Raw genomic sequence first — 25717 nt, 5'->3', positions numbered from 1 at the left:
AGATGGCAGAAGAGATTCAGGAAGCGGTGCAGATTATCCGTGTCGCATATGATGGGATTGAGATTGCAATGAAAGTAGGCAGTGGCGGTATCGGTGCCATGCAGAAGGCAATCGACTTTCTAAAAGGAATGCTTGATTATGAAAAGTCACTTGGTAAGACTTCCATGAGAAAGCTTCTTATGAAAGGCGGGGATTTGCAGGTATTGCAGTTTGAAACCAAGGATATGAAGAAAGTGGAGAAGATGGCGAAAAAGTACGGTATTCTCTATTCGGTGCTGCCGGATGTGAATAAGAAAGACGGACTGAGTGAGGTCATCTTTCATACAGAGGCTGTGCCAAGAGTGAATATGATGATTCAGAAGTTAAGCTTTGGTCGTATTGCCACATTTGATGACTATTTGAAAAACGGGGATGAAAAGCAGCTTGGAAAGCTGATGGATTTCCTGAAGAGCCAGAAGATGGGAAACGAGAAAGTCCACACTGCGGAAGGGGCGAGAGCCAGTGCGGCAATGGACGGACTGATTGAAAAGGTTGGTCTGTTTGCAATGGAGAAGCAGAGTATCAGTGTGGACGCAGTAAAGGAAAACTTCAGCATTGACAGTACACAGGCAGAAACGGTGTTAAAGCAGCTTGAGACAATCGGTGTGCTTGGTGAGAAGAATAAAGCAGGAGAGCATAAGGTAATTATGGACAGGGATGCTTTTATCAACCGTATCAGGGGTTATCAGAACCTTGCAGAACGAATGATGGCAGTGTCCGCATCCAAGAATACCAATCTTTCGGATGTTACCATCAGCAAGACCCTGATTGTGAAAGAGAATGATCATGCAGTCAAGACAAGGGTTCCAGGAACCTGGGGAGAGAATGCAAGATATGTATGGATTAACAAAGAGAATATCATGGATATTCACAGTGGAAAGACCATGCTTACCTTCATCGACAGCAGTAAGGATTACAAGCTGTATGATGAGGAAAACCGTGTGGTAGAAACAAAGCGTGGGGATGAGCTTTACAGGCATTATGACAAGGTGGAAGCTTCCGTGCGTGAAAGATATGAAAAAACGCAGGCAAAGACAGAAACCAGAACAAAGACAGCCCATACCAAAACCACATCTGCCACAGCAAAGAAGAGGTAGATGCCTATGCAGACAAGTAAAAAGAAACCGTCCATGGTGTTTTTATTACTTGGTGCAGTTCTTGCCGGGTATCTTGGATATCTGATAGGCGGGGCATGGGAGCAGGGAATCAACCTGATGGACTTTATGGAGAGGTTCAGTAAGGTGTGTGAAGCTCCCTTTGCCAATTATTACAATGAGAATACGATTAAGATGATAGCCATAGTTGTAGTAGTCTACGCTATGGCTGTTGTTATGTATTACACCAGTCAGAGAAACTATATGCCCGGCAAGGAATTTGGTACAGCCAAGTTAGAATCACCGGCAAAGGTAAACAAGATTCTGATGGATAAGGATGAGAATTTCAACCGAATCCTGAGTCAGAATGTGAAGATGTCCCTTGATTTCAGAAGGCTGAAGCTTAACGGAAACATTTTAATCTGTGGTGGTTCCGGTGCAGGAAAGACTTTCTATGAGGTAAAGCCGAACCTGATGCAGATGCCCCATAACTGTTCTTTTATATGTACTGACCCGAAGGGAGAAATCCTAAGAAGCTGCGGGGAGATGTTAAAGAACAATGGCTACAATGTGAAGGTTATCAACCTCTTGGAAATGGATAAGTCAGACTGCTATAATCCGTTTTCTTATATTAGGGAAGAAACGGATGTGGTAAAGCTGATTACCAACCTTATCAGTAATACCACACCAAAGGGTGCAACTCCTTCGGACCCGTTCTGGGAGAAGGCGGAGGGGCTGTTCTTACAGGCAATCTTTTATTATGTGTGGCTGGAGGAAAAGCCGGGAAAGAGAAACTTTGAAACCGTATTAAAGCTTCTTGGAGAGGCAGAAGTTACGGAGCAGGGGAAACCATCAAGGCTTGATGTGCGAATGAAGTTTCTGGAAGAAAATTCGCCACTTGGAGCAAATCATCCGGCAGTAAAGCAGTACAACAAGTGTATGCGTGGTGCAGGAGATACAGTCCGTTCCATTATTATCAGTGCCAACTCAAGACTTGCCTTTCTGGAAAATAAGCAGGTGTTAAGGCTTTTATCCAAGGATGAGTTAAATCTTGCGGATATCGGTATCGGTGTAAACGGAGATGGGGAAACCAAGACCGCACTGTTTTGTGTCATTCCTGACAGTGATAAGTCCTACAACTTTATTATCGGTATGTTATACACACAGATATTTCAGGAGCTGTATTATCAGGCAGACTTTAACTGTGGCGGCAGACTCCCGATTCATGTGACTTTTATGTTAGACGAGTTCGCGAATATTGCATTGCCGGATGACTACTGTTCATTACTGTCCACCATGCGAAGCAGGGAGATTTCAAGCATTATCATCATTCAGAACTTTGCCCAGTTAAAGGCACTGTTTAAGGATACATGGGAGACAATTCCCGGCAACTGCGATACCTTCATTTATCTTGGAGGTAACGAGCAGAGTACCCACAAATATGTGTCAGAACTTCTGGGAAAAGGAACGATTGATAAGAAGTCAAGCGGAGAAACCAAGGGCAGACAGGGCAGTTCCTCAAGGAATTATGATGTGCTTGGTCGTGAGATATTCACGCCGGATGAGGTCAGAAAGCTGGATAACAGGAAATGTATTATCTTTATCCGTGGCTTTGACCCGATCCTCGATAACAAGTATGTTCCGTTTAATCATCCGATGTTTAACCAGACCGCAGACGGTAAGGGAAAGCCTTATGAACATCAGGTTGCAAAGGAAAGTAATCTGATCGGTCCGCCTTTTGAGATTCTGTCAAAGAAGGCTGTGGAGCATTACGAGAAGCTTCAGAAGAAGGGGGAGAACATCTATATAGACAATCTTTCCTATGATGAGTTTATGCTGCTTGGAGATTTGGAATTAAGCAGGAGGTTTTCTGAGCTTGAGGAGGAAAGTGAGAAGGAGAAGTTAAACCGTTCGCAGAATAATGAGCTGGAGTATTCGCAGGAGCCGGCAGAGGAAGTTGGGACCGTCAATACGGATAAGAAAAGAAAAGAGCCTGATTGGGAAGATACTCTCACAAATCGAATGCTTCACTGGGATTATTCGGAGGAGCAGAAGGAAGAATTGCGTAAGGCAATTGCAAAAAAGATAACAAAGGATGTTATTATGCAGTATTTTTATCCGGATGTGAGTGTGGAAACGATGAAGGAAAAATTTGTCACAAATAGCTGATTGAAAAAGTGGGATAATAATGGTATAATTAGCCCATAGTTAAGGAGGTGCATATTATGCCACAGATTATTCCAATTAAAGACTTAAAAAATACCTCGGAAATTTCAGAAATGTGTCACAAAGCGGAAGAACCAATTTATATAACCAAAAACGGATATGGAGATATGGTTATCATGAGCATGGAGAACTACGAAAAGACGATGCGTAGACTTAATGTTTATAGAGAGCTTGAGATATCTGAACAGCAAATTACAGAAGGAAGAACAAAAGATGCAAGAAGTTCTTTAGGTTCTATGAGGGAAAAATATGGCTTATAGACTTATTATTACTGAAAGGACAGAAGAATTACTTGAACAACTGGTAAATTATATTCTGTATAAATTCAGGAATGAACAGGCAGCGAGACATTTGCTGGACGGTATTGAACAGTTGTATGACCGTTTGGAGGATAATCCGTATCAATTTGCAGATTGCAGAGATTCGTTTCTCAAGAGTAAAGGGTATAAAGAAGCTGTAGTAAAGGACATGGACTATATTCTGATTTTTCGAATTGAGGGTAATGTCGTCTATGTACTTGGGATATTTCATCAGTTAGAAAATTACAAAGATAAATTATAATGTGAAGCATCAGGCCATGAAAGTCTGATGCTTTTTCACGTCTTAAAGGAGGTGGTTATAGCATACCATATCAGGAAAAGCCTGATTTAACTTTATTACCGGGAGCAATCCCGTTTGGATATAGAAACAATTACACAATGCAGATAAGAATGGATGAATGATATCTATTCGGGAGTTTTAAGCCGGATAGATGTTATTCATCTTTTTTTATCCGGCTTACTCACTGCACCTAACAAACAAAAAGGAGATTTTTGATTATGAAGAGAGAAAACGTAGCAGTAGCAACTAACAACAATATGAATGGAGGTAGCAAGATGAAGGGATTAAGAGGAATGAAGAAGAAATTAGTACCAGCTTTATGCGGTGTGGGAATGATGATGTCCCAGCTGACAACCACCTGCTTTGCGGCATCAACCGGTACTTCTGCGGTAACACAGCCTTTGGAAAACCTTAAGACACTGGTTATTGCGGTAATCGGTGCCGTGGGTGTCATTATCCTTGCAAAGAATGTCATGGAGTTTGCACAGGCATACCAGCAGCAGGATTCATCCACCATGAACTCTGCCCTTAAGGGTATTGTGGCAGGTGTTATGATGGCAGGTATTTCCACTGTACTTACTTTCTTAGGTTTCTAAGATAGAGGTACGAACAGGGGATAATCCCCAAAACAACAGGAAGGAGATGTAACAAGTATGGATATATTCAAACTTGGTGACAAAATCCTTGCTTTGCTTGAGATGGTGTTTGGTTTCTGGAATAACCAGATATCGCTTGTTTTTTCAATGCTTGGGCAGTCACCGGTAAGCTTTAAGGGTGGCGGACCCTGGGCAATCATTGAGGGAATTGAACCAATCTTTGTAGCGGTTGGTTCTTCCCTTGTGGTTTTGTTCTTTGTCATAGGTTTCTGCTCGGAGAGTGTGGATGTGAAGGAAGAGATGCGATTTGAGGCAATACTGAGAATGTTAATCAGACTTGGTCTTGCAGAGTGGTTCGTGGCAAACAATGTCACGATTATGAAGGCATTTTTCACATCAATCGGAAATCTGGTTAATCTGCTATCGGCAGGAACAACCGTACAGCTTACCATTGACAGTACACAGGCGGATGTCATTAAGAATCTTGGTTTTGGAGAAAGTCTGGTAATGCTTATACTGGCAGCATTGTTGTCGATTATTGTCATTATCTGCGGCTTTTTTATCATTTACACGGTGTATTTCAGGTTCTTAAAGATACTGATTATTGTGCCGCTTGGAGCCATTGCATTTTCCACAATGGGCGGAAACAGAATGGTCAGCCATACGGTAGTGACTTACTGTAAATACTTTTTATCCGTCGTAATGGAAGCAGTCACGATGGCACTTGCCATTATTGTGTGCAATGCCTTTATCAATGCGGGACTTCCATCGTTTACGGGAAGTTATGCAGACTGGGCAAAGACACTGATTTATCTGTGTGAAATGACATTTACCATAGCAATGACCGTGGGAAGTGTGAAGGGAGCACAGTCACTTACAAGCAAAGCATTAGGATTGTAGAAAGGAGATCGTGATGGAAAAGACACTGGAATTTGAATCCTATCTGACCCATATGCCGTTTCCGGTTAAGCTTGAGATAAACAGTTATCTGAATAACCAGAATCTCTATATCGGACTTACCGATGTATCGGAAATGGGTCCGGAACCATATGGGGACATTACGGTGAATCTGGGAAAAGTGCCGGCTTACTGTGGTTATGTGGATATGAATAACATGCCGGAACTGGAAGAGTTTATCAAGGACAATGATTTAGGGGAGTTTACGGGACTGACAAAAAGAAGCGGCTTTTGTGAATATCCACTTTATCTGTTCAATGTGGATAAGCTTAGGGAACTTTGCCCGGACGGGATGCAGGCATATGAAACACTGATTGGCAGAGTAAAGGATGAAAAAGTAAAGGAGAAGGCGAGGTGAGGTAATTGGTAATTGAAATCAATAAGGACATTGACCGTTATCAGGAGTCGGTGGCAATGGGACTTACCGCAAAGCAGCTGTTGTTCTCGGCAGCAAGTGTGGTAGTTGGCGGAGGGCTTGTTCTTCTGCTTTATAAGTATATCGGACTTACGGGAGCAGCCTATGTGGCAATACCCTGTGTGGCACCCATTGCACTAGGCGGTTTTTATTCCTATAACGGCATGAGCTTTTATGAGTATATGGGAAGGAAGTTTCACTATATGTTTGGCAATAAGGCATTGACCTATGTATCAACGGAAGGGGAGCCGGCAATTAAAGCGTATGAGTTTGAAATGAACAGTACGGGTAAGAAGAAAAAGGGCAAAGCGGATGCTGATACAAAAGCTTCTGACCAGACTAAGAATAAGGAGGAATTTGAGGCTATGAAGAAAAAGACGAGAAACATTCTGTTTGGAATGATTGCAGCAGTAGTTGCAGCGGTGGCAGGAATTGCCATCTTTAAGGCAACAAGATAGTAACAAGAGTTGATTGACTTCCTTTTAGGGAGCAATCCGGGCACCAGCCGGGTTGTTCCCGGTGTGGTGCGTAAATCCATGAGGAAAGCGTAACGCAGAAAGGAAGGTAAATAGATATGGGTTTATTTGCAGACGGATTTAAGGAGCTTAAAAAGGCGAGTGAGCCGCTTTACAAGACTCCGAAATCCATTCAGGAAACCATAGAAATCATGGCAGTAGCGGAAAATGGTATCTTTGAGGTAGCAAGGAACAAGTACAGTAAATGCTATCGTTTTCAGGATATCAATTACACCACTGCCACGGAGGATGAGCAGATTGGTATCTTTGAGAGATACTGCAAGTTCTTAAATTCTTTGGACTGTAATTTCAAGATTACGGTAAATAACAAGAATAAGAACATGATTGATCTGAGGGAAAAGGTGCTGCTTGCCTACTGTGATGATGGCTATGACAATTTCCGTAAGATTTATAATGACATTATCGAGGAGAAGATTCGTGAGGGCAGACAGGGTATCGAGCAGGAGAGATACTTAACCATCACGATTGAACGTAAGAATTTTGAGGAGGCAAAGGCACAGTTTGCAACCCTGGAGGCAACCATCCATAAGGCATTTATCGAGCTGGGGGCAGAGATTGTTGCTTTATCCGGGGATGAGAGAATCAAGGTGCTTTATGATTATTACCACCTTGGGGATGAAAACAGCTTCAATTTCAGTCTGAAGGAAGCAAAGAAGGTGGGAGCAGATTTTAAGAATGATTTGTGCAACGGAATGATTAAGTTTTATCCGGATCACTTTGAGGATGAGAATAAGTTTTGCAGGGCACTGTTTATTAAGAAGTATCCGAGCAGCTTATCGGACCGTTTCATCAATGAAATCACATCCCTTCCGGTTCATTCCATTACGAGTATTGATGTAGTGCCTGTGCCAAAGGATTTAACAACAAAGACATTACAGAAGAAATATCTTGGCATTGAATCAGATATCATCAAGCAGCAGAGAGTCCGTAATAAGAACAATGACTTTTCCACTGAAATCTCTTATGCAAAGAGAACAGAGAAAAGGGAAATTGAGGCGATTATGGATGATGTCAGGGAAAATGACCAGTGCTTATTCTATGTGGCTGTTACCATTATTGTAATGGCAGAGAGTAAGAAAGAACTGGAGAGTATCTGTGAGACAATCGAAACTATTGGAAAGCGTAACAGCTGTACCATTGATACTCATTTCTTAAAGCAGAGGGAGGCACTTAATACAGCACTTCCGATAGGAGTAAGACAGGTGGAGACAATGAGGACCATGCTTACCCAGTCCCTTGCGGTACTTATGCCTTTTAATGTGCAGGAACTGAATGACAGCGGCGGCAATTACTATGGTATCAACCAGATCAGTAAGAACATCAATGTGGGAAACCGTAAGAAGCTTATCAATGGTAACGGATTCGTATTCGGTGTGCCGGGGTCCGGTAAGTCCTTTTTCTGTAAGATGGAGATGGGCAGTGTATTCTTATCCGGCAATGATGAGATTATTGTCATTGACCCGATGAATGGTGCGACACGTTGGCAACTGAAAAGGTTGTCCACTTATGCGTCGCGTTTATATAAAAACAATTAGCATAAGGAGAACTAAATATGCGAAAAGTCAAATGAGAGGGTAACGCCTCGAAGGGCTTCCTTGATACTCCGACTGGCACGGATTAGGTAAATATGAAGTGTCAGAAGCTCGGTGAAGTCGGCAGAAGCATACCGAAACATTAGGTTGTCGAAAGATTCCCAGAGGTGGGAGTTGTATGTGATATGCCGGAGGTCTATAAAATACCTATGGTTAGAATGGAATAAAAGCTGACGAGTACAGCTAAAAACTGACGAATCCTCGAATGTACAGGTCTATATCGGGATGTGGTCGAAAGGCCATGTGACACAATTAGTGTCGTTACTTGTGGATGAGTAAAAATCGTTCATATGAAAGTCCATACAATGTTACAGGCATTGGTAAAGTAACAGGCTTATAGAGGAAACCTAAGGGTATATGTAAAGATAGCATATTTGGAACGTGGAAAGCTGGCAACATGGAGATTTTACCATCTGTGAAGTGTTTACAGGGAAAAGCTGTGTGAGATTAGCATAGTTATAACCTGTATTTATGCCAGTGAGAGTGGTGGCACAGTACCGATGAAACCATGATAATAAGTGGTGGAGGGATAGCCACTAGTCGTGTGCTAGAGCAAGTAGAGAGTTCAGCATGGGTTCGTGTAAGACTAAGAGATGTATTACTCTGAAAGGAGGGTACAGACCATGTTGAAGAAAGACAAGCTGAGATACAACGAATATTTTGATATGCAGAGCATATTTGATGAGTTGTATCAACAAAGCAGAAACAACAATAATTTTTACAAGTTAATGGAGGTAATAGGTTCAAAGCAGAATATCAGATTAGCATACAGAAATCTGAAAGGTAATACTGGTAGTAAAACCAAAGGTACTGACGGAAAGACAATAGAGGATATTTCCAAACTTAATGATGAAATGCTGATAAAGGAAGTGAGAGCCAGATTAGAGGACTATAATCCATTACCAGTGCGGAGAGTATATATTCCAAAGCCTGGCAGTGATAAAAAGAGACCTCTTGGCATACCGACTATATGGGACAGACTGATTCAACAATGTATTTTGCAGGTGCTAGAACCCATATGCGAGCCGAAATTTCATAATCATTCCTATGGATTCAGACCAAACAGAAGTACCCACCACGCAGTCAGCAGAATGGTAAGCCTTATCAATTTAGGCAAACATTATTATTGTGTGGATATTGATATTAAAGGATTTTTCGATAATGTCAATCATGGAAAACTAATGAAGCAAATCTGGAATCTTGGAATCAGGGATAAAAGGCTGTTGTGTATTATAAGCAAACTTTTAAAGTGTGAAATCGAGGGAGAGGGAATACCGACTAAAGGAACTCCACAAGGGGGAATACTTTCTCCGTTATTATCTAATATTGTGTTAAATGAACTTGACTGGTGGATAAGTGACCAATGGGAAACTTATATGCCACGAAAGGGAAATAGCAAAGGTTTTGCACAATATGCCAGACAATACACAAATCTGAAAGACGGATATATTGTGCGTTATGCAGATGACTTTAAAATAATGTGCAGAACATATCCAGAAGCACAAAGATATTACCATGCTGTAGTAGATTTTCTGAATAACAGGCTGGGATTGGAAATCAGTCCAGAGAAGTCTAAGGTAACAAATTTGAAAAAGAATTCATCAGATTTTCTTGGATTCAAAATCAAAGCAGTGCCACAGGGAAAATCAAAGTATGGTTATGTTGCAAAAACAGATATGTGTGAAAAAGCCTTGAAGAAATCAAAAGCTAATTTGAGACAAAAGATTCTTGAAATACAGAATCATACAAACGCAGAGGAAGTAAAGAAGTATAACAGTGCAGTCACTGGGATACAGAATTATTATCGGATTGCAACGAATGTTTATAACAACCTTACAGAGGTTGATTATGCTTTATTACGAACCCGTAACAACAGGTTGAGGAAGAAAGCAAAAATAGTCAGATTCGGAGAAACTCCAAGTGATTTCAAAAAGAAAACAACAGGAATCAGAGACTGTAAAAAGATTTACAGAATTATGGATATTCATATGTTGCCGATTACAGGAGTGCATCATAAATCTCCAATGAATTTTTCACAGGAGATATGCAATTATACTGAAAAGGGCAGAAAGAAAATTCATAATAATCAGAGAGCAGTGGAAAGCAGTAAACTGAAAGCATTTCAGATGTTTCTTAATGAAGATGATACGATTGAATTTAGAAATAATGTGGTTTCAAAGTTCGTGGCACAGTATGGGAAATGTTACATTACTGGAAATGAATTAGAGCCAGAAAATGCAGTCGGTATCAGAATAAAACCAAAAGAAAGAAATGGTACTGACGATTATAGCAATATCGTTATTGTTAGCAAAGCTGTTATTCCACTTATTGAAGATAAAAATGCTGATTACTGTAGTAACCTTTCGGAAAAGCAGAAAGTGAAGCTGAATCGACTAAGACGAGCTAGAAAACTTAAACCTGTCAAAGGAACTTGTAAACTTGCTTGAACACGAGGGAACGCCGTATGCGGTGAAAGTCGCACGTACGGTGTGAGTCGGGGGAAAAGTTGGAGATAATTTCAAAGGCTTACCTATCGACATAATACTTTGACATTGCCCAGACTTATGGAGGAACTGTGGTAAATATGTCCACCTACACGGATAACTATGTGAATCCTCTTGCCATGGATGTTTGGAATCTTGACCAAAACGATACAAAGGGCTGGGTAAGGGAAAAAGGTGAGTTTATGCTTGGACTTTGTGAGCAGTGTATCGGTGACAGCTTAAATTCCCGTCAGAAGTCAATCATTGACCGATGCGTGAGAAAACTGTATATCGACATTGCAAGAAGCAGAGAGAAGTATATTCCAATTATGAGTGACTTCTATGATCTGCTTTTAGCACAGCCGGAGGAAGAGGCAAAGGATATAGCACTTTCCTTGGAGCTTTTCGTATCAGGTTCCCTTAATATCTTCAACCACCAGACCAATGTGGATGTAGATAACCGTTTTACGGTTTACGGTATCAGGGACTTAGGTGCAGAACTTAGTCCTATCACAATGCTTGTAATGATGGAGTCCATCCAGCAGAGAATCGTGGAGAATGGAAAGAAGGGCAAGGCAACATGGCTCTATATTGATGAGTTCCATGTGCTTCTTAATTCTGAGTATTCAGCGAAGTATTTGCAGCAGCTTTGGAAGAAGGTGCGTAAGCAGGGTGGTCTTTGTACCGGTATTACTCAGAATGTTGTTGACCTTTTGCAGAACTATACGGCAACTACAATGCTTGCCAACTCTGAGTTCGTGGCACTTCTGAAGCAGGCAAATACGGACAGTTCCAAGATGGCAGAGGTTATTGGTGTATCAGAAGCCCAGCTTCGTTTCGTAACCAACACCGCATCCGGTATGGGACTGATTAAATGCGGTTCCGTGGTGATTCCGTTTGATAACCAGATCAGCAAGGATACAGACCTTTACAAGCTGTATAACACGAATATCCATGAGAAGATTGCGGAGCAGAAAAAGAAAGAGGCAATGACGAAGGGATAACAGATGACATTTTCGATTCTGTAGGATAATCAAGAGGTCGGATGAAGGTCCGGCCTTGATGATTATTAATGATATAATGATTTTATAAGAACTGATAATTATTAGGGAAAGTAAAACTTGAAGATTGCATGAGTAATACAATGAAACAGATGAGTTGTTTAATAAGAACATTGCAAAAAAATCAAAATGTTATCAAAATGTTTAGCAATGTTGTTGTAATGTATCGAAATGTATGCTATGCTTGCTATAAAATTGCAGTTTGGAGGTGCTGAAATGAAGATTTCAGAGTTGTTTTCAGATGTTATAACAGAAGATTTAACCTATGAATACAAGGCAATATTGAATCCGGATAAACCGGTAAAGTGGGCAAAAACTATTGTTGGATATGCAAATGGTGAAGGTGGAATTATGTTTGTAGGTGTGTCTAATGATGGAGAAGCTTTTGGCATTGATTTGAATGAGATTGATAACACAAAAAATCTAATAGCTAAAATCATTGATAGACACATTTTTCCTCATACAAAAGTTCAATATATGATGAGAAGTGTTGATTCGAATGCGGAACGATTTGTTTTGGCAGTGAAAGTGAATCCGGCAAATTCTGTAGTAAGATACAGAGAAGGTGATTTTAATGAAACTGTTTATATTAAGGGTGACGGAAATACAACACCAGCTACTCCGGAAGACATTATTTCTTTGTCTAAAAGAAAATATGGTGTTGATAATGAAACCAGCGAGGTCTTATATGAGGAATCGAAATGGAGTGAATATATCGCTTTATGCAAGGAATATAGAGAGAGTTCCAATGTGCCGACTATAAAGGATTTACAAAACGAAGAGGTTATTTCAAAGGATTGTTATGCTAAATCAGGATTTCTTATGTTTGCAGATAATTATGAAGGTGATGATTCACTGATTTGTTGTCGTCTTTGGAAAGGCAATACCAAAACAGGAACAGTACTTGATAGTGGAAGATATAAGGGATCATTGGTGAATGGATTTCGAAATGCTTTAAGTTTTATTGAAAGAAACACAAAAACCGGCTGGAAAAAAACGGAATCCGGTGGGCGAGAGGAAGTGCGTGCATATCCGAAAGAGGCAATTCGAGAAGCATTAGTAAATGCAATCGCACACAGAGATTATTCTATTTCCGGCACGCAGATTGATGTGGATATATATTGTGACAGAATAGAAATTGTTTCGCCGGGGTCTTGGTTGCTTCCTAAAGATTATGCTCAATATCCAGTAGGTTCAATCCCTTCTATTAGAAGGAATTCTATTATAGCAGCATGTTTGGATGTAGCAAATTTGATGGAGCGTGGAGGAACTGGTTTTCAGACAATGATTGAATGTTATAGTGGATGTGAAGAAAAATTGCAACCGGTTGTGTCAATTTATCCGGGTTTTTTGAATTTGCGTTTGTATGATCGCCTATACGAAAAAATAGAAACGAATATATATGATGAGCTATCTGGAACTAAAAAAAGAGTATTGGAACTATTGCAAGCAGAAGGTCCAAAGCATGTAAAAGAGCTACAAGCTGTCACGAACTACAAGAGTAGAAGTCAGTTTTTACGTGAAATACTAAATCCTCTTATCGAAAGTGGAGTTGTCTACAGAGAAGGAAATATTAAGTCTCCAAAGTCATTGATAGTATTGAATGTTGACGTGGCGGAATAGGAAGATGAATAAGAAGTTTACAGTTTTATAGAATAAAAAGGATGACGAATAAATGAGAATTACAAGTTTTAATGTAAATAAATTTTGTGGAGCGTATAGTAATGGAAACTATTTTAATCCGAAAAACATTGATTTTAAAACTCCTATAAAACGAATGATTGATACTTTGCTTGAAACAAATGAGGATGTGGTGTTTTTACAAGAAGTTACAGATAATAAGTTTGTTGAATTAGAAAAGTTGTTTCCAAATGATAAATATAAAATTCATAGCTACGATAGATTAACATTAAAGAGCCTTGTTGTAGCAATAACTTTGGAAAATAGTTTATGGAAGAAGAAGGAAGAATATAACAATTTTGAGTTTAAGAATAAAATTATAGATATGTATTTAGATGAAAAATCTATACGTATTGTAAGTTTTCATAATACAGATATTGCAATTAAAAATAAAGTAGAAAAACTCTTTTCTGAACAAGATGATATTGATATATTTCTAGGAGATTTTAATGATAACGAGTGGGTTAATGAATTAAACAATAATACAGCTTTGAATTATAGAGACGTGGTAACAAATGACATGATTACCTATAAGCCAGGACAAACTGCAATTGATCGTATTTTTATTAGAAAAGGAAAATTTGATAATAATATTGTTTTTAATGGAATCACTGAAACATTCTTGTCAGACCACAATCTAATTTCATTTTCACTAAATGTATAGATAAAAAAGACAAGTGAAACTCCCAGTTTTACTGATGCTCTTAACAACTAAATATTAAATGATTTTACATAGCCGTTAAGGAGTTAATATTACTCCCTGACGGCTTATTTTATTTCACAAAGAGGGAGGTGATACACTTGAAAATCAAAAAGGTCGATGACAAACCGATGGTCATTCACACCAAGCAGAAAGCCAAGATTCATATGCACAAACCAAAGCAGGCTTCCATCAAGGGCAGCAACATCTACACGGTAGACCGGGACCCGACCAAGAAGAAAACTGCTGAAGGTACTTATAGAAAGAGTACGGTTCATCAGGTATCGAAGGAGGGCAGATTTGCAAAGCTTCGCAAGAATGTGAAGGAGTCAAATCAGTCCATCAAGGTGAATAACCATTCTCTTCGCAATGCCGGAATGGTTGGAGGCAAGGCTGCTACAGACCAGATAGAGGGTGGAGAAGAACTTCAGCAGTCAGCCATGATTATGTATGAAGCCTCAAGACCGGTAATAGGAACTGCATCAAGGGGAGCAGAACTGTTTAAGCGACAGGTAATTAACAGGCAGAAGCTAAAGATTAAGAAGGTGGATGCCGGTAAGAAGCTTGCCAAGAAAGGTGCAAAAAATACTGTAAAAAAGGCTGCGAAGGAAACCGGTAAAAAGGTGGCGAAAGATACTGCGAAGACGGTTGCAAAGGAGACTTCAAAAGCTGTTGCAAAAACTGCAACAACGGCAGCAACAACGGCAGCTGGCACATCCGTTTCGCCGGGACTTGGTACAGTGATAGGTTTTGCGGCAGGGGAGGTAGTTGGAGAAACAGTTGCCTACAAGATGGATGAAGCAGATATGAAGAACAATGTGCGTTCCAGAAAGATTAAATTCTTTCTGGATAAGATGAAAGCACAGGATGAGCAGACGGACAGTTTTGCAAAGCTTGTTAAGGATGTCTTTGTGCAGAAGGGCATGTTTGTGGCAAAGTATGTGGCAAAGCTTGTCCTGCCGCTTCTGTTAGGTCTGGTGCTTCTGGTATCGGTGGTGGCAATCCCTGTAGTTGCGGTTGTGGGAGTAATTTATAATTCTCCATTTGCAATCTTTTTTCCACCTTTGGAAGATGGCGATACTGTAACAATAGTGGCAAGTGCATATGTTGCTGAGTTCAACAGGGAAATCTCTGATCTTGCTAATGCTCATACAGGATATGATGATGGAAAGATTGTGTATGTAAATTATGAGGGTACTGATACTCCTAATAATTACTATGATATTCTGGCTGTTTATATGGTAAAGCATGGTGTTGGTGACACGGCAACAATAATGAATGACACATCAAAGGGATGGCTTCAGGATATTGTGGATGATATGTGCAGTTACACCACATCAACAGAGACTGAAACGGAAACTGTTGAAAATGAGGATGGTTCGACCTCTTCGGTTACGAAAACTTATCTTTGTGTAAATGTAACTCTAAAGACCTGGCGTGATATGGTCACGGAATATGGATTTAATAGCGATGAGCAGGAATTACTTGCTGAATTCATGAGTCCGGAAAACCTTGCAATGCTTGGATATTCTCCGGGTGGCGGTGGTGGCAATATGCAGTCGGCACTTACCGAAGATGAAATAAACAGTATTTTGTCAGGCATCACAGATTCAACACAGCGGACGGTCTGTAGTTATGCATTGCACAGAGTCGGATATCCCTATTCGCAGGCATTAAGAGATTCCGGCGAGTATTATGATTGTAGCTCACTTGCATACTATTCATGGAATAGTGCAGGTGTGAACATCAGTTATGAAGGAGCAACAAGTGCCGCAGCAGAAGCACAGGGGTTAAATGAGGCGGGAAAATCGACTTCATTCGATATAATGGAACCTGGTGATTTGATATTCTATAGCACATCACAGAATGGAAGGTATATGAATATCACACATGTTGCGGTTTATGTCGGTAATGGAAAGGTTGTCGAAGCTTTGAATGAGAACTATGGAGTGGTATATCAGGATGTCAGAACGGGAAATATTGTTTTGATATGCAGTCCAAATTAGAATGAGGGCAGAGTTTTATGGCTCTGCCTGTTTTATAGGAGGTAGCGATGAAGATTGAAGATATGATTATGGTAATCAATAATCAAAAGGGAATAGAGAAAAACTTTCTCTGTACTTTTGAGAATTTTGTGAAGCAGCATGTGACAAATGCCTGTGAAAACTTCTGGGAAGTGGCTGAGATCATAACAGAACTGAATGAGGCAAGTGCAAAGGATAATTCTTTCTGTGAGATATACTTTGCATCAAACAAAACCATGTATGCGAGATTTTGCAGGGATGCCAATGAACTTCGGATGTTTATTGCCGGGAAGTTAAATGACGGCATGACAAATGTGTTTGAAGAGGACTTTTGCGACAGGGAATGTCTGGATGTACTTTGCAGACTGGGCATTTCAACAGACAGAAGCATGGCTGTTGCCAAATGGCCGCATTATGAAAAGCTGGAGTCTGATTTGGAGCAGGGAGAGATTTATCACAACTTCAACGGTTCGGATTATCGTCTGATGGAGAAGTATTCCGGCAGAAACATGTTATTTATGGATGTGGATTCGGGGCAGTTTGTAGTGGGAATCGGAGTAGATCATTTTTGCAGATATCCGCAGGGAGAGGATAAGCATTCGGACCTTTGCGAGACAGGCATTGAATGGGGACATGGGTTATATCTTGGAAATACCCCGTCTACTATAAACTTTGCATTGCTTCGCAGAGAGTATGGCGCGGATAAGAAAATCGAAACGATTGAGGAGTATCGTACTTCCATAACAGATAAGTTTGATACTTACCACAGCCTTGCAAAGAATGAAGCACTTTCTGATTATGTCAGGGAAGCCGCAACCAATGCCATGTATGAGGAGTTTGGAACCGGTAAGAAGGATACATTTCTTGCCAAACGAAATGACGGGGAATATGACAAGGGATTCTATGGAATTGTACCGGCAGAAAAGAGCAGGGGGAGATAGGATGCAGGAGTTTCAGATTGAGATTAAGGAAGAACTGTCAAGGGTGGAAACCATTCAGGCGGAAACTCTTGGCGAAGCCATAGATAAGGCAATGGAGCTTTACTATGGACAGAAGATTATTCTGGATGCAGAGGATATGAAGGGTGTTGACTTTCAGCAGATGCAGCCGGAAAAGAGCAGATAAGGAGGAATTACCAATGGGAAAACAGAATAAAGAGATAATTGATAACATGGAGTTTTTAATGAAAGAGCTTCATAAGGAATGGGACAGATCGGGTGCTAATAAGGCATCCGTTTTTATTTCCCTTGATGAAGTGGAGGAGGTCAATAAGACACTTCTTCTTCGCATTGCAAAGCAGCAGAAGGAAGCAGAGACGGGAGATATCACATTCAAAAAGAGTGTGAAGCTTTCCAGAGAGTGCTATATCCTGCTCCGTCTTGCAAGAAAGATTAAGGCAGAGGAGCACAAGTCCTATAATAGCGGAACCTGCTATGAGTTCGAGGTGGCACTGGACAAGGATGAGCTTAAACTTTTCAAGGAGATGTTTAACGGGAAGGTGAAGTAGATGGGAAAGTACGGAATTATCTATGCTGACCCGCCGTGGCAATTTAAGACGTATTCAAAGAAAGGCAGCCTGCAAAAATCAGCGGACTGCCATTATTCATGTATGAATATGGAGGATATCATGGCACTTCCGGTGGAAACACTGGCAGCAGATGACTGTGTACTTTTCCTATGGGTAACATTTCCGCTTCTGAAAGAAGGACTGGAAACCATGAGGAGATGGGGATTTACCTATAAGACCTGTGGATTTAACTGGGTTAAGAGAAACAAAAAAGCGGACAGCTGGTTTGTGGGGCTTGGATACTGGACCCGTTCCAATTCAGAGCTTTGTCTGATAGGAACAAGGGGACATCCGAAAAGGGTATCCAAGTCCGTTTCCCAGATATGTGATGCAAGGATTATGGAACACAGTAAGAAGCCGGATGAAATCAGGGACAGGATTGTGGAGCTTTGCGGGGATGTGCCAAGAATTGAACTGTTTGCAAGAAACAGAGCCGACGGATGGGACAGTCTTGGCAATGAGATAGATGGAAGAGATATTCGTGATGCAATTTGCGAATTGAGTACAGCATAAGGAGGAATGAGAGATGGGTGCAGATTATCAGGCAAGGCAGATTTATGATGCACAGATTAAGGATGTGACCACTTCTGCGGATAAGTGGAAGAGCATCTTAAAGCTGGCAGGAAACTTATACCGTTATGAGTTTGACAATATTCTGCTGATTCATGCACAAAGACCCCATTCCACTCTGGTAGCTGACTATGACACATGGAAGAAGGTGGACAGATATGTCATGCGTGGAAGTAAGGGAATTGCCATATTTCCATCAAGGGCATTAAATCCCCACCTTCGCTATGTGTTTGATATCAGCGATACGGGTGGAAGAAACAGAAAACTGACATGGGATTTGGAGGGGGATACCTTAAAAGAATATGCAGATTTTCTGGCATCAGAGGGGCATATAACAAAGCAGGAGACTACGGACAGGGGAGAGTTATTTTCGGTAATTAAGGACTTTACAAGAAAAGAAATCGGAGTCATAATGAAAGAGGAATTCGTGGAACGAATGTCCGAGTTATTACAACTATCAGGTAGTGGGATTACTGAATATGTTCAGGGCGAAGGCTCTGGGCAACCAAAACGTCAGGGCTTGCCGGATATGGAGCAGCTTATAGAAAGAAGCGTTTTATATACGGTGGGTACGAGATGCGGATTTGACTTATCTGAAGAAGAACAGGATTTCAGTCAGATCGTAAAGGTTTCCAATGAGGAAATGGTTTACCGTCTCGGTTCTCTGGTATGCGATGTCTCCTGTAGTGTTCTTAGAGGTATTAACAGCAACTTAAAGACCATGGAACAGCAGAAAGTATTATCTGCGGAAGGGAGAAATCAATATGGCAGAGATGGCAATCAGTTACACGGAAGTGGACGGACTGCTTTATCCGAACATTCAGATGCCGGAAGAGCAGACAGAAAAGATGAAGAAGCTGGGCAAATACGGAAGGATGGCAATGAAGTATCTGGAGGAAATGGAACCTCAGAGATACAAGACACTGCTCCGATTCGGGAAGCTGGCAGAGAAGATGCAGGAAGTGGAGAAGGAAGCAAACGACCTGCTGGAGATGCTGATGGACCAGTATTTAGCGAAGCACAAGCCGAAAGACCCGTCATCCACGATGGAAATGTGGAAGATAAGGGAACAGGCGAAGATGCAGGCAGAGGAAGTAGTCTTAAGTCAGGTAGTAATGAAGTTTCATTAGAAGATGAAGAACTTAACAGGGAATTAAATGAGCTTGACTCATTTGGAAAAACGGAAGCCGGTGAATATCATCAGGCTTCTTTTTTTGACCCTGAATACGGACTTTCTCCATCAAAGAAAGCGGCTTCGGACTATGCGGATAAGGCGAAAGAAAGGCTTGCAAAGGATCAGCAGGAGGCAAAGGCTGGCAAGTACAATTATCTGAATCCAAAGAAGGAGCTTGTGGTGCCTACAGAGTATGTGAAAGAGGTAGTGCTTCGGGGAACCGGATTTGAAAACGGAAGAAAAAGAGTATGTGAAATCTTTCAGACAGAGATTGATGCAGGCACAAGAGCCCAGCGTATTAAGAAGGAATATGGTCAGGGTGGAGCAGGCTGGCCGATAGACGGATACGGACTTCACGGTTATGACAGCTTCCATGCCCAGGGACTCAGATTCCAGTGGCGTGATGAAGAAGGCGAACATGAGGGCTATGTTTCATGGAAGAACATCGAAAAAGAAATCGGACTTCTTATTATGACCGGAGAATACCAGCCGGAGATACCAAGATTTGAAGATTTCTTTCTGGAAGGCACAAGGGAAGATGATGAGGCAATCGACGGAGAGTATCGTGAGATTGAATCAGAGGGCATTACCGATGGAATTGATGATTTTGCAATTCCTGATGAACCTGAAAGTTACAACAGCTCCTTAAGTGATATTGAGAAACTTAACAGAGCTTATAATGAGGGCAGACCTCTTACGGATGAGGAGGCAGCCATTGAAGACAGATTTGCAACCATGGCAGAATATAGTCCTGAAATGCAGATGGAAGAAGATTATGAGGATGAGATGGACGAGCCGGAAGCGGAGATAGTGGATGAAGTACAAAACGAAGAAACACAGCACGACGGCAGTGAGCTTCAGTATATCACTCCCATAGATTATGCAAAACACATTGAGGAAATGGATGAGGATTTGCGGGATGCTTTGGAGATTCTTGTTTCAGAGTGCAGCTGCTACACTCCATTTAAGCCATTTTTGCAGGATATCGTTGCTTCTGAGTATCTGTTTATGCCGAACAAGCTTGATTTCTTATCAGAGGTGGTATTAGACGGTAAGGATTCCCGCAGTGCTTTTGCCAATAATCAGTATGGTTTGGTGCAATATACCTTAAAGCCTTATGAGCTTGAGGTAAATTACAAGAACCGATTTGGAGAGAGGGTAAAGGAAACCACAGGCTATCGTGAGCTTTATGAAGTGCTGACCTATATGGTAAAGACACCATATTACTGTGGTGTGGACCAGAGGGAATACTTCGATAAGATGATGCAGGGCGAGAACCCTGCAAGAAAGCCAATTTATCAGGAATTTCTCGACAAGCAGGCAGAGATTAAGGCAAACAGGGAAGCCACAAAGGAGAGAGCCATTGCAAACGGATGGGAGACAGCGGATGAAGCAACGGAGACACCCACTGTATCATCGGAAGAAACGCAGGATGCTTCCAAGACGGAAAAGACAAATTTCCATTACAATCCGGCAGAACTTCCAAAGGGCGGAGCCAAGACAAGATTTAAGTGGAATGTGGATGCCATCCGTACCCTTAAAGAGATAGAGGCAGAGGGCAGACTTGCCACCAGAGAGGAACAGAAAGTCCTGTCGAATTATGTCGGCTGGGGCGGACTTGCACAGGCGTTTGATGAACGAAATGCCTCATGGGAAAAGGAATATGCAGAACTTAAAAGCCTCTTATCGGACGATGAGTATGCTGCGGCAAGGGCAACGGTCAACAATGCCTTTTATACTTCTCCGGAGATTGCCATGTGTATCAACAATGCACTGGTGCAGTTCGGGTTCCATGGTGGGAATATACTTGAGCCTTCCATGGGTATCGGTAACTTCTTTGGAAGTATGCCAACGCCACTGCAAAAGAGCAATCTGTATGGTGTGGAGCTTGACAGCATATCAGGGCGTATTGCAAGGCAGCTTTACCAGAAAGCCAATATCAGTATCACAGGGTTTGAAAAAACCAATTATCCGGATAACTTCTTTGATGTGGTTGTGGGCAATGTGCCATTTGGTGACTATAAGATTTATGACCCGAAGTACAATAAATACAACTTCCGTATCCATGATTATTTTATAGCAAAGTCACTGGATCAGGTAAGACCGGGTGGTATTGTGGCAGTTATTACCACAAAGGGAACACTGGATAAGAGCAACCCGACTATCCGTAAGTATATAGCGGAAAGGGCAGAGCTTGTGGGTGCAGTAAGACTTCCCAATACTGCATTTAAGGACAATGCGGGAACCGAGGTAACATCGGACATCCTTTTCCTACAGAAGAGGGAGCGAAAGATGGATATTGAGCCGGACTGGGTACACTTGGGCTATACGGAAAATGGAATTGCGGTCAATTCCTATTTCGTTGAGCATCCGGAAATGATGCTTGGGCATATGGAGTATGACACCAGAATCTACGGACAGGACTCAAGATATACGGTCTGTGTCAATGATGATGAGAACTTCAACATGTATGAGGAGCTTAACAGGGCTATCCATAACATTCAGGCACAGGTTACGGATTTTGAAAGACTGGCAGAAGAGGAGGAAGAAAGCGAGGACATTATTCCGGCTGACCTGGATGTAAGAAACTATACTTACACCTTCTATGAGGGAAAGCTGTATTACAGGGAAAATTCCCAGATGATAAGGCAGAATGTGTCACAGACGGCAGAGGAGAGAATCCGACTTTTGGATGAAATCAGAACCGTTACAAGGGAACTGATTGATATCCAGATGGAAGGCTGCTCAGAGGAAGAGCTTGCAGATAAGCAGGCACTTCTTAATGCCAAATATGATAAGTTTGTGGAGAGGTACGGATATATCACAGGTAAAAGCAATAGGACTGCATTCCGTGATGACAGTGATTACCCGCTTCTTTGTTCTTTGGAGGAAGTAAATGAAGACGGGGAGGTGAAAAAAGCGGATATGTTTTATAAGCAGACCATAAAAGCAAAGCCTGTGATTGAGAGGGTGGAAACAGCAGTGGAAGCCCTGAATATCTCCATCAATGAGTTTGGTGCAGTCAATATTCCCTATATGTTATCCATCTATGAGCCTGATCTGGAAGCAGTGAAGCAGGAGCTTCGGGAGCAGACAGGGGAGGAAGAAATCGGTTTTTCCGAAGACTTGACAGCGGAGCTTAAAAGAGCAGCACTTGTAAAGGAGCTGGAAGGACTTATATACCTTAATCCGGCACTTGCCAATGAGAATAATCCAAATGCAGGATATGAGACTGCGGATGAGTATCTGTCAGGCAATGTAAGGGATAAGCTTCGTGTGGCAAAGGCGGCTTCAGAGGAAAATCTGGCATACGGAATCAATGTGGAGGCACTGGAAAAGGTGCAGCCGGAGTGGATTGAAGCCAGTGATATTGATGTGAGAATCGGAATCACATGGATTGACCCGCAGGACTATGAGCAGTTTATCTATGAACTTCTCAATACACCGAGAAGGGCGAGGGCTGTGAGAAGCCAGTGGTACAATTCCGGTATTCAGGTACACTTAAATAAAATAAGTATGGAATGGTTCATTGAGAACAAGTCCATGGATAAGCGTTCAGTAGCAGCTACCAAGACCTATGGTACAAGCCGCATGGACGCTTATTCTATTTTTGAGGAGAGCCTGAATCTGAAAACCGTAACCGTGCGTGACAGAGTGGATGACGGGGATGGAAAGTATCACTATGTGGTAAACAAGAATGAAACCATGCTGGCAAGGGAAAAGCAGAACCAGATGAAGGAGAAATTCAAGGAATGGTTATTTGCTGACCCGCAGCGTAGGGCAAAGTATGTGGAGTATTACAACGAGACATTTAATAACATCCGTCTTCGTGAGTATGATGGCAGCCACTTACAGTTTCCGGGTATGAATCCGGAGATTGAGTTAAAACCACATCAGAAGAATGCGGTAGCAAGGATACTTCTTGGGGGGAATACACTGCTTGCCCATTGTGTGGGAGCCGGAAAGAGCTTTGAGATGATGGCTGCCTGCATGGAGCAGAAAAGGCTTGGACTTGCCAATAAGACCGTAATGGTAGTGCCAAAGCCGCTTATCGGTCAGACGGCTTCTGAGTTTTTAAGACTGTATCCGTCAGCCAATATATTGGTGGCAACAGAAAGAGACTTTGAAAAGAGCCGAAGAAAGCAGTTTATCAGCAGGATTGCTACGGGAGATTATGACTGTATCATTATGTCCCATTCCCAGTTTGAAAAGATTCCGATTTCGGCGGAGAGAAAGGAACGGATGCTTCAGGCACAGGTGGATGAGATTGCATATGCCATTGAGGATATGAAGAGTCAGAACGGTGAGCAGTGGACCATCAAGCAGATGGAAAGCCAGAGAAAGAAGCTGGAGGAGCAGATAGCTTCCCTTGCTGATGAAAGCAGGAAGGATGACCTTATCACCTTTGAGGAACTGGGTATTGATTCCATTATGGTAGACGAGGCACACGCATTTAAGAACCTTGCCATATTTTCCAAGATGAACAATGTGTCAGGTATCAGTTCATCCGGCTCAAAGAAAGCAACGGATATGCAGTTGAAATGCCAGTATATCAGTGAGATTAGCGGAAATAGGGGCATTGTATTTGCAACAGGTACACCGATTTCCAATACCATGTGCGAGATGTATGTAATGCAGCTTTATTTGCAGAAGCCGGCGTTGGAGCAGATGGGAATTTACCACTTTGATGCATGGGCGGCAAACTTCGGTGAAGTCACAACTGCACTGGAACTTACGGTAGAGGGAAGCGGATTTCGATTTAAGAGCCGTTTTAATAAGTTTACCAATCTGCCGGAGCTTATGAATATCTACCGAGAGGTGGCAGATGTGCAGACTGCGGATATGCTTGATCTGGATGTGCCTGCACTTCGTGGCGGTAAGGCGATTATCGTGGAATCAGAGCCTGACTGGTATGTAAAGCAGGTTATGGAAGATTTTGTGGTAAGAGCAGAGAGAATCCGTAATGGTGGTGTAGACCCTTCCGTAGATAACTTTCTTAAGATTACCCACGAGGCGAGACTGCTTGGAACGGATGCAAGACTGATTGACAGGGATGCACCAAATAACCCGGATGGAAAGTTAAATAAGGTAGCGGAGAATGTATGGAAGGAGTATCAGGAAGGGAACAAGGACGGAAAGATAGGCTGTCAGCTGATTTTCTCTGATATCGGTACACCGGGAGCAGACAAGGATTTTACAGTCTATCAGTATCTTAAGGATGCACTTATCCAGTACGGGATTCCTGCGGAAGAGATAGCATTTATCCATGATGCAAAGACGGATGCCCAGAGGGATGTGCTGTTTAAGGAAATGAGGACCGGTAAGAAGAAAGTGCTTATCGGTTCCACAGATAAATGCGGTACGGGTGTCAATGTGCAGACACATCTTGTAGCACTTCATCATGTGGACTGTCCATGGAAGCCTTCTTCCATTGAACAGAGAGAAGGACGAGGTATCAGACAGGGTAATGAGAATGAGGAGATAGCAGTTTATCGTTATGTTACCAAATCAACCTTTGATGCGTACAACTGGAGTCTGGTGGAAAATAAGCAGCGATTTATCAGTCAGGTTACTACAAGCAAGGCAGTAAGTCGAACCTGTGAGGATATTGATGAGGCTACGCTTTCCTATGCAGAGATTAAGGCTGTGGCTACAGGCAATCCGATGATAAAGGAAAAGATGGAGATTGATAACGATGTGCAGCGATTAAAACTTTTGAAAGCATCCTATGACAACCAGAGGTATTCGCTGCAGGATAATTTCATGATCCGTTATCCGAAGCTGATTAAGGCGGCAACGGAAAAGTTAGCCTGTGTCAGGGAAGATATAAAGGCAAGGGATAAGGAGCTGATTGACAATCCGGACTTTGCCATTACGGTAGGCAAATTTACTTATACGGAGAGAGCAGACGGCGGTGCCATAATGCTTGAAGCCATAAGTAAATGCAAAACAGGGGAGACAAGTGCCCTTGGCAGTTTCCATGGCTTTGAACTTCTGGTAGAAAAAAACTTCATGGGTACCCATTACCTGATTCTTCGTGGCAAGACCGAGTACAAGGTAGAGCTTTCCACCAGCCCGGTGGGCAATATGGTAAAGCTTGAAAACTGTTTTAACGGTATCCACGAGAATGAGGAATTTCTGTTAAAGAAGATTGAGCAGTACGAAAACGACTTAAAGGCATCGAAGGAAGAGTATGAGAAGCCTTTTATGCACGAAGAGGAGCTCAAGGAGAAGTTATCCAGACAGTTTGAATTAAATGCCCTGTTAGACCTTGAAAACGAAAAGGTGGCAGATGCAGACCTTGGTGGAATGGAGGAAGACAAGAGCATGAATGTAGCAGAAAACGAAGTGCCTTATCAGACAAGGCAGGATAAACAAAGATAAGAGAGTGTGCCCTGCCGTC

17 protein-coding genes and 2 pseudogenes are annotated in these 25717 nt (G+C 41.9%); all 19 read left to right on the top strand.

Annotated elements, in window-relative coordinates; genetic code table 11:
• Positions 1-2: 2 nt before the first annotated feature.
• The 19 genes and pseudogenes from BIV16_RS06715 to BIV16_RS06625 all read left to right on the top strand — a co-directional run bounded on the left by BIV16_RS06715 (position 3) and on the right by BIV16_RS06625 (position 25698).
• Entirely contained in the window at positions 3-1136 is a 1134-nt protein-coding gene (locus tag BIV16_RS06715) for a PcfB family protein (RefSeq protein ID WP_075678566.1), read from the top strand.
• A 6-nt stretch (positions 1137-1142) separates the two neighbouring features.
• Complete coding sequence (locus BIV16_RS06710) at positions 1143-3302, top strand: VirD4-like conjugal transfer protein, CD1115 family (protein WP_075678567.1); 2160 nt, start codon at positions 1143-1145, stop codon at positions 3300-3302.
• Positions 3303-3358: 56 nt separating this feature from the next.
• Positions 3359-3619: a type II toxin-antitoxin system Phd/YefM family antitoxin gene (locus BIV16_RS06705; RefSeq protein ID WP_075678568.1), complete on the top strand. Its 261-nt coding sequence runs from the start codon at positions 3359-3361 to the stop codon at positions 3617-3619.
• Complete coding sequence (locus tag BIV16_RS06700) at positions 3609-3920, top strand: type II toxin-antitoxin system RelE/ParE family toxin (protein ID WP_075678569.1); 312 nt, start codon at positions 3609-3611, stop codon at positions 3918-3920. Before BIV16_RS06705 ends, BIV16_RS06700 begins: the two co-directional genes overlap by 11 nt.
• A 296-nt stretch (positions 3921-4216) precedes the next feature.
• A complete protein-coding gene (locus BIV16_RS06695; protein WP_083625001.1) occupies positions 4217-4555 on the top strand; it encodes an electron transporter RnfA in 339 nt (112 codons plus the stop codon).
• A 57-nt stretch (positions 4556-4612) separates the two neighbouring features.
• Positions 4613-5455, top strand: a complete 843-nt coding sequence (locus BIV16_RS06690; protein ID WP_075678571.1) for a hypothetical protein — start codon at positions 4613-4615, stop codon at positions 5453-5455.
• 13 nt (positions 5456-5468) lie between these two features.
• Entirely contained in the window at positions 5469-5870 is a 402-nt protein-coding gene (locus BIV16_RS06685) for a DUF4313 domain-containing protein (RefSeq protein ID WP_075678572.1), read from the top strand.
• 5 nt (positions 5871-5875) lie between these two features.
• Complete coding sequence (locus BIV16_RS06680) at positions 5876-6385, top strand: PrgI family protein (RefSeq protein WP_075678573.1); 510 nt, start codon at positions 5876-5878, stop codon at positions 6383-6385.
• A 116-nt stretch (positions 6386-6501) separates the two neighbouring features.
• Positions 6502-7932: pseudogene (locus BIV16_RS06675) on the top strand (VirB4-like conjugal transfer ATPase, CD1110 family); the annotation flags it as partial.
• A 746-nt stretch (positions 7933-8678) separates the two neighbouring features.
• Positions 8679-10502, top strand: coding sequence for a group II intron reverse transcriptase/maturase (gene ltrA, locus BIV16_RS06670; protein WP_075678574.1), 1824 nt, complete (start codon positions 8679-8681; stop codon positions 10500-10502).
• A gap of 95 nt (positions 10503-10597) precedes the next feature.
• Positions 10598-11542 (top strand): annotated as a pseudogene (locus tag BIV16_RS06665) (VirB4-like conjugal transfer ATPase, CD1110 family); the annotation flags it as partial.
• Positions 11543-11815: 273 nt separating this feature from the next.
• Positions 11816-13222 carry an RNA-binding domain-containing protein gene (locus BIV16_RS06660; RefSeq protein ID WP_075678575.1) on the top strand — a complete coding sequence of 469 codons (1407 nt, stop codon included), beginning with the start codon at positions 11816-11818 and terminating at the stop codon, positions 13220-13222.
• A gap of 52 nt (positions 13223-13274) precedes the next feature.
• On the top strand, positions 13275-13943 hold the full coding sequence (locus tag BIV16_RS06655) for an endonuclease/exonuclease/phosphatase family protein (protein WP_075678576.1): 669 nt from the start codon (positions 13275-13277) through the stop codon (positions 13941-13943).
• A gap of 167 nt (positions 13944-14110) precedes the next feature.
• Positions 14111-15985: a C40 family peptidase gene (locus tag BIV16_RS06650; RefSeq protein WP_075678976.1), complete on the top strand. Its 1875-nt coding sequence runs from the start codon at positions 14111-14113 to the stop codon at positions 15983-15985.
• Positions 15986-16032: 47 nt separating this feature from the next.
• On the top strand, positions 16033-16944 hold the full coding sequence (locus BIV16_RS06645; protein WP_075678577.1) for a hypothetical protein: 912 nt from the start codon (positions 16033-16035) through the stop codon (positions 16942-16944).
• Position 16945: 1 nt separating this feature from the next.
• Positions 16946-17128 carry a DpnD/PcfM family protein gene (locus BIV16_RS06640; RefSeq protein WP_075678578.1) on the top strand — a complete coding sequence of 61 codons (183 nt, stop codon included), beginning with the start codon at positions 16946-16948 and terminating at the stop codon, positions 17126-17128.
• A 13-nt stretch (positions 17129-17141) separates the two neighbouring features.
• A complete protein-coding gene (locus BIV16_RS06635) occupies positions 17142-17510 on the top strand; it encodes a hypothetical protein (protein ID WP_075678579.1) in 369 nt (122 codons plus the stop codon).
• Positions 17511-18083 (top strand): MT-A70 family methyltransferase, encoded by a 573-nt coding sequence (locus tag BIV16_RS06630; RefSeq protein ID WP_075678580.1) that lies wholly within the window; start codon positions 17511-17513, stop codon positions 18081-18083.
• 13 nt (positions 18084-18096) lie between these two features.
• Complete coding sequence (locus BIV16_RS06625) at positions 18097-25698, top strand: helicase-related protein (RefSeq protein ID WP_075678581.1); 7602 nt, start codon at positions 18097-18099, stop codon at positions 25696-25698.
• Positions 25699-25717 lie beyond the last annotated feature (19 nt).

Source organism: Roseburia sp. 831b (genome assembly GCF_001940165.2).
GTDB lineage: Bacteria > Bacillota > Clostridia > Lachnospirales > Lachnospiraceae > Roseburia.
Note: the sequence above shows the minus strand (reverse complement) of the source record. Positions and strands in the feature narration are given on the sequence as shown.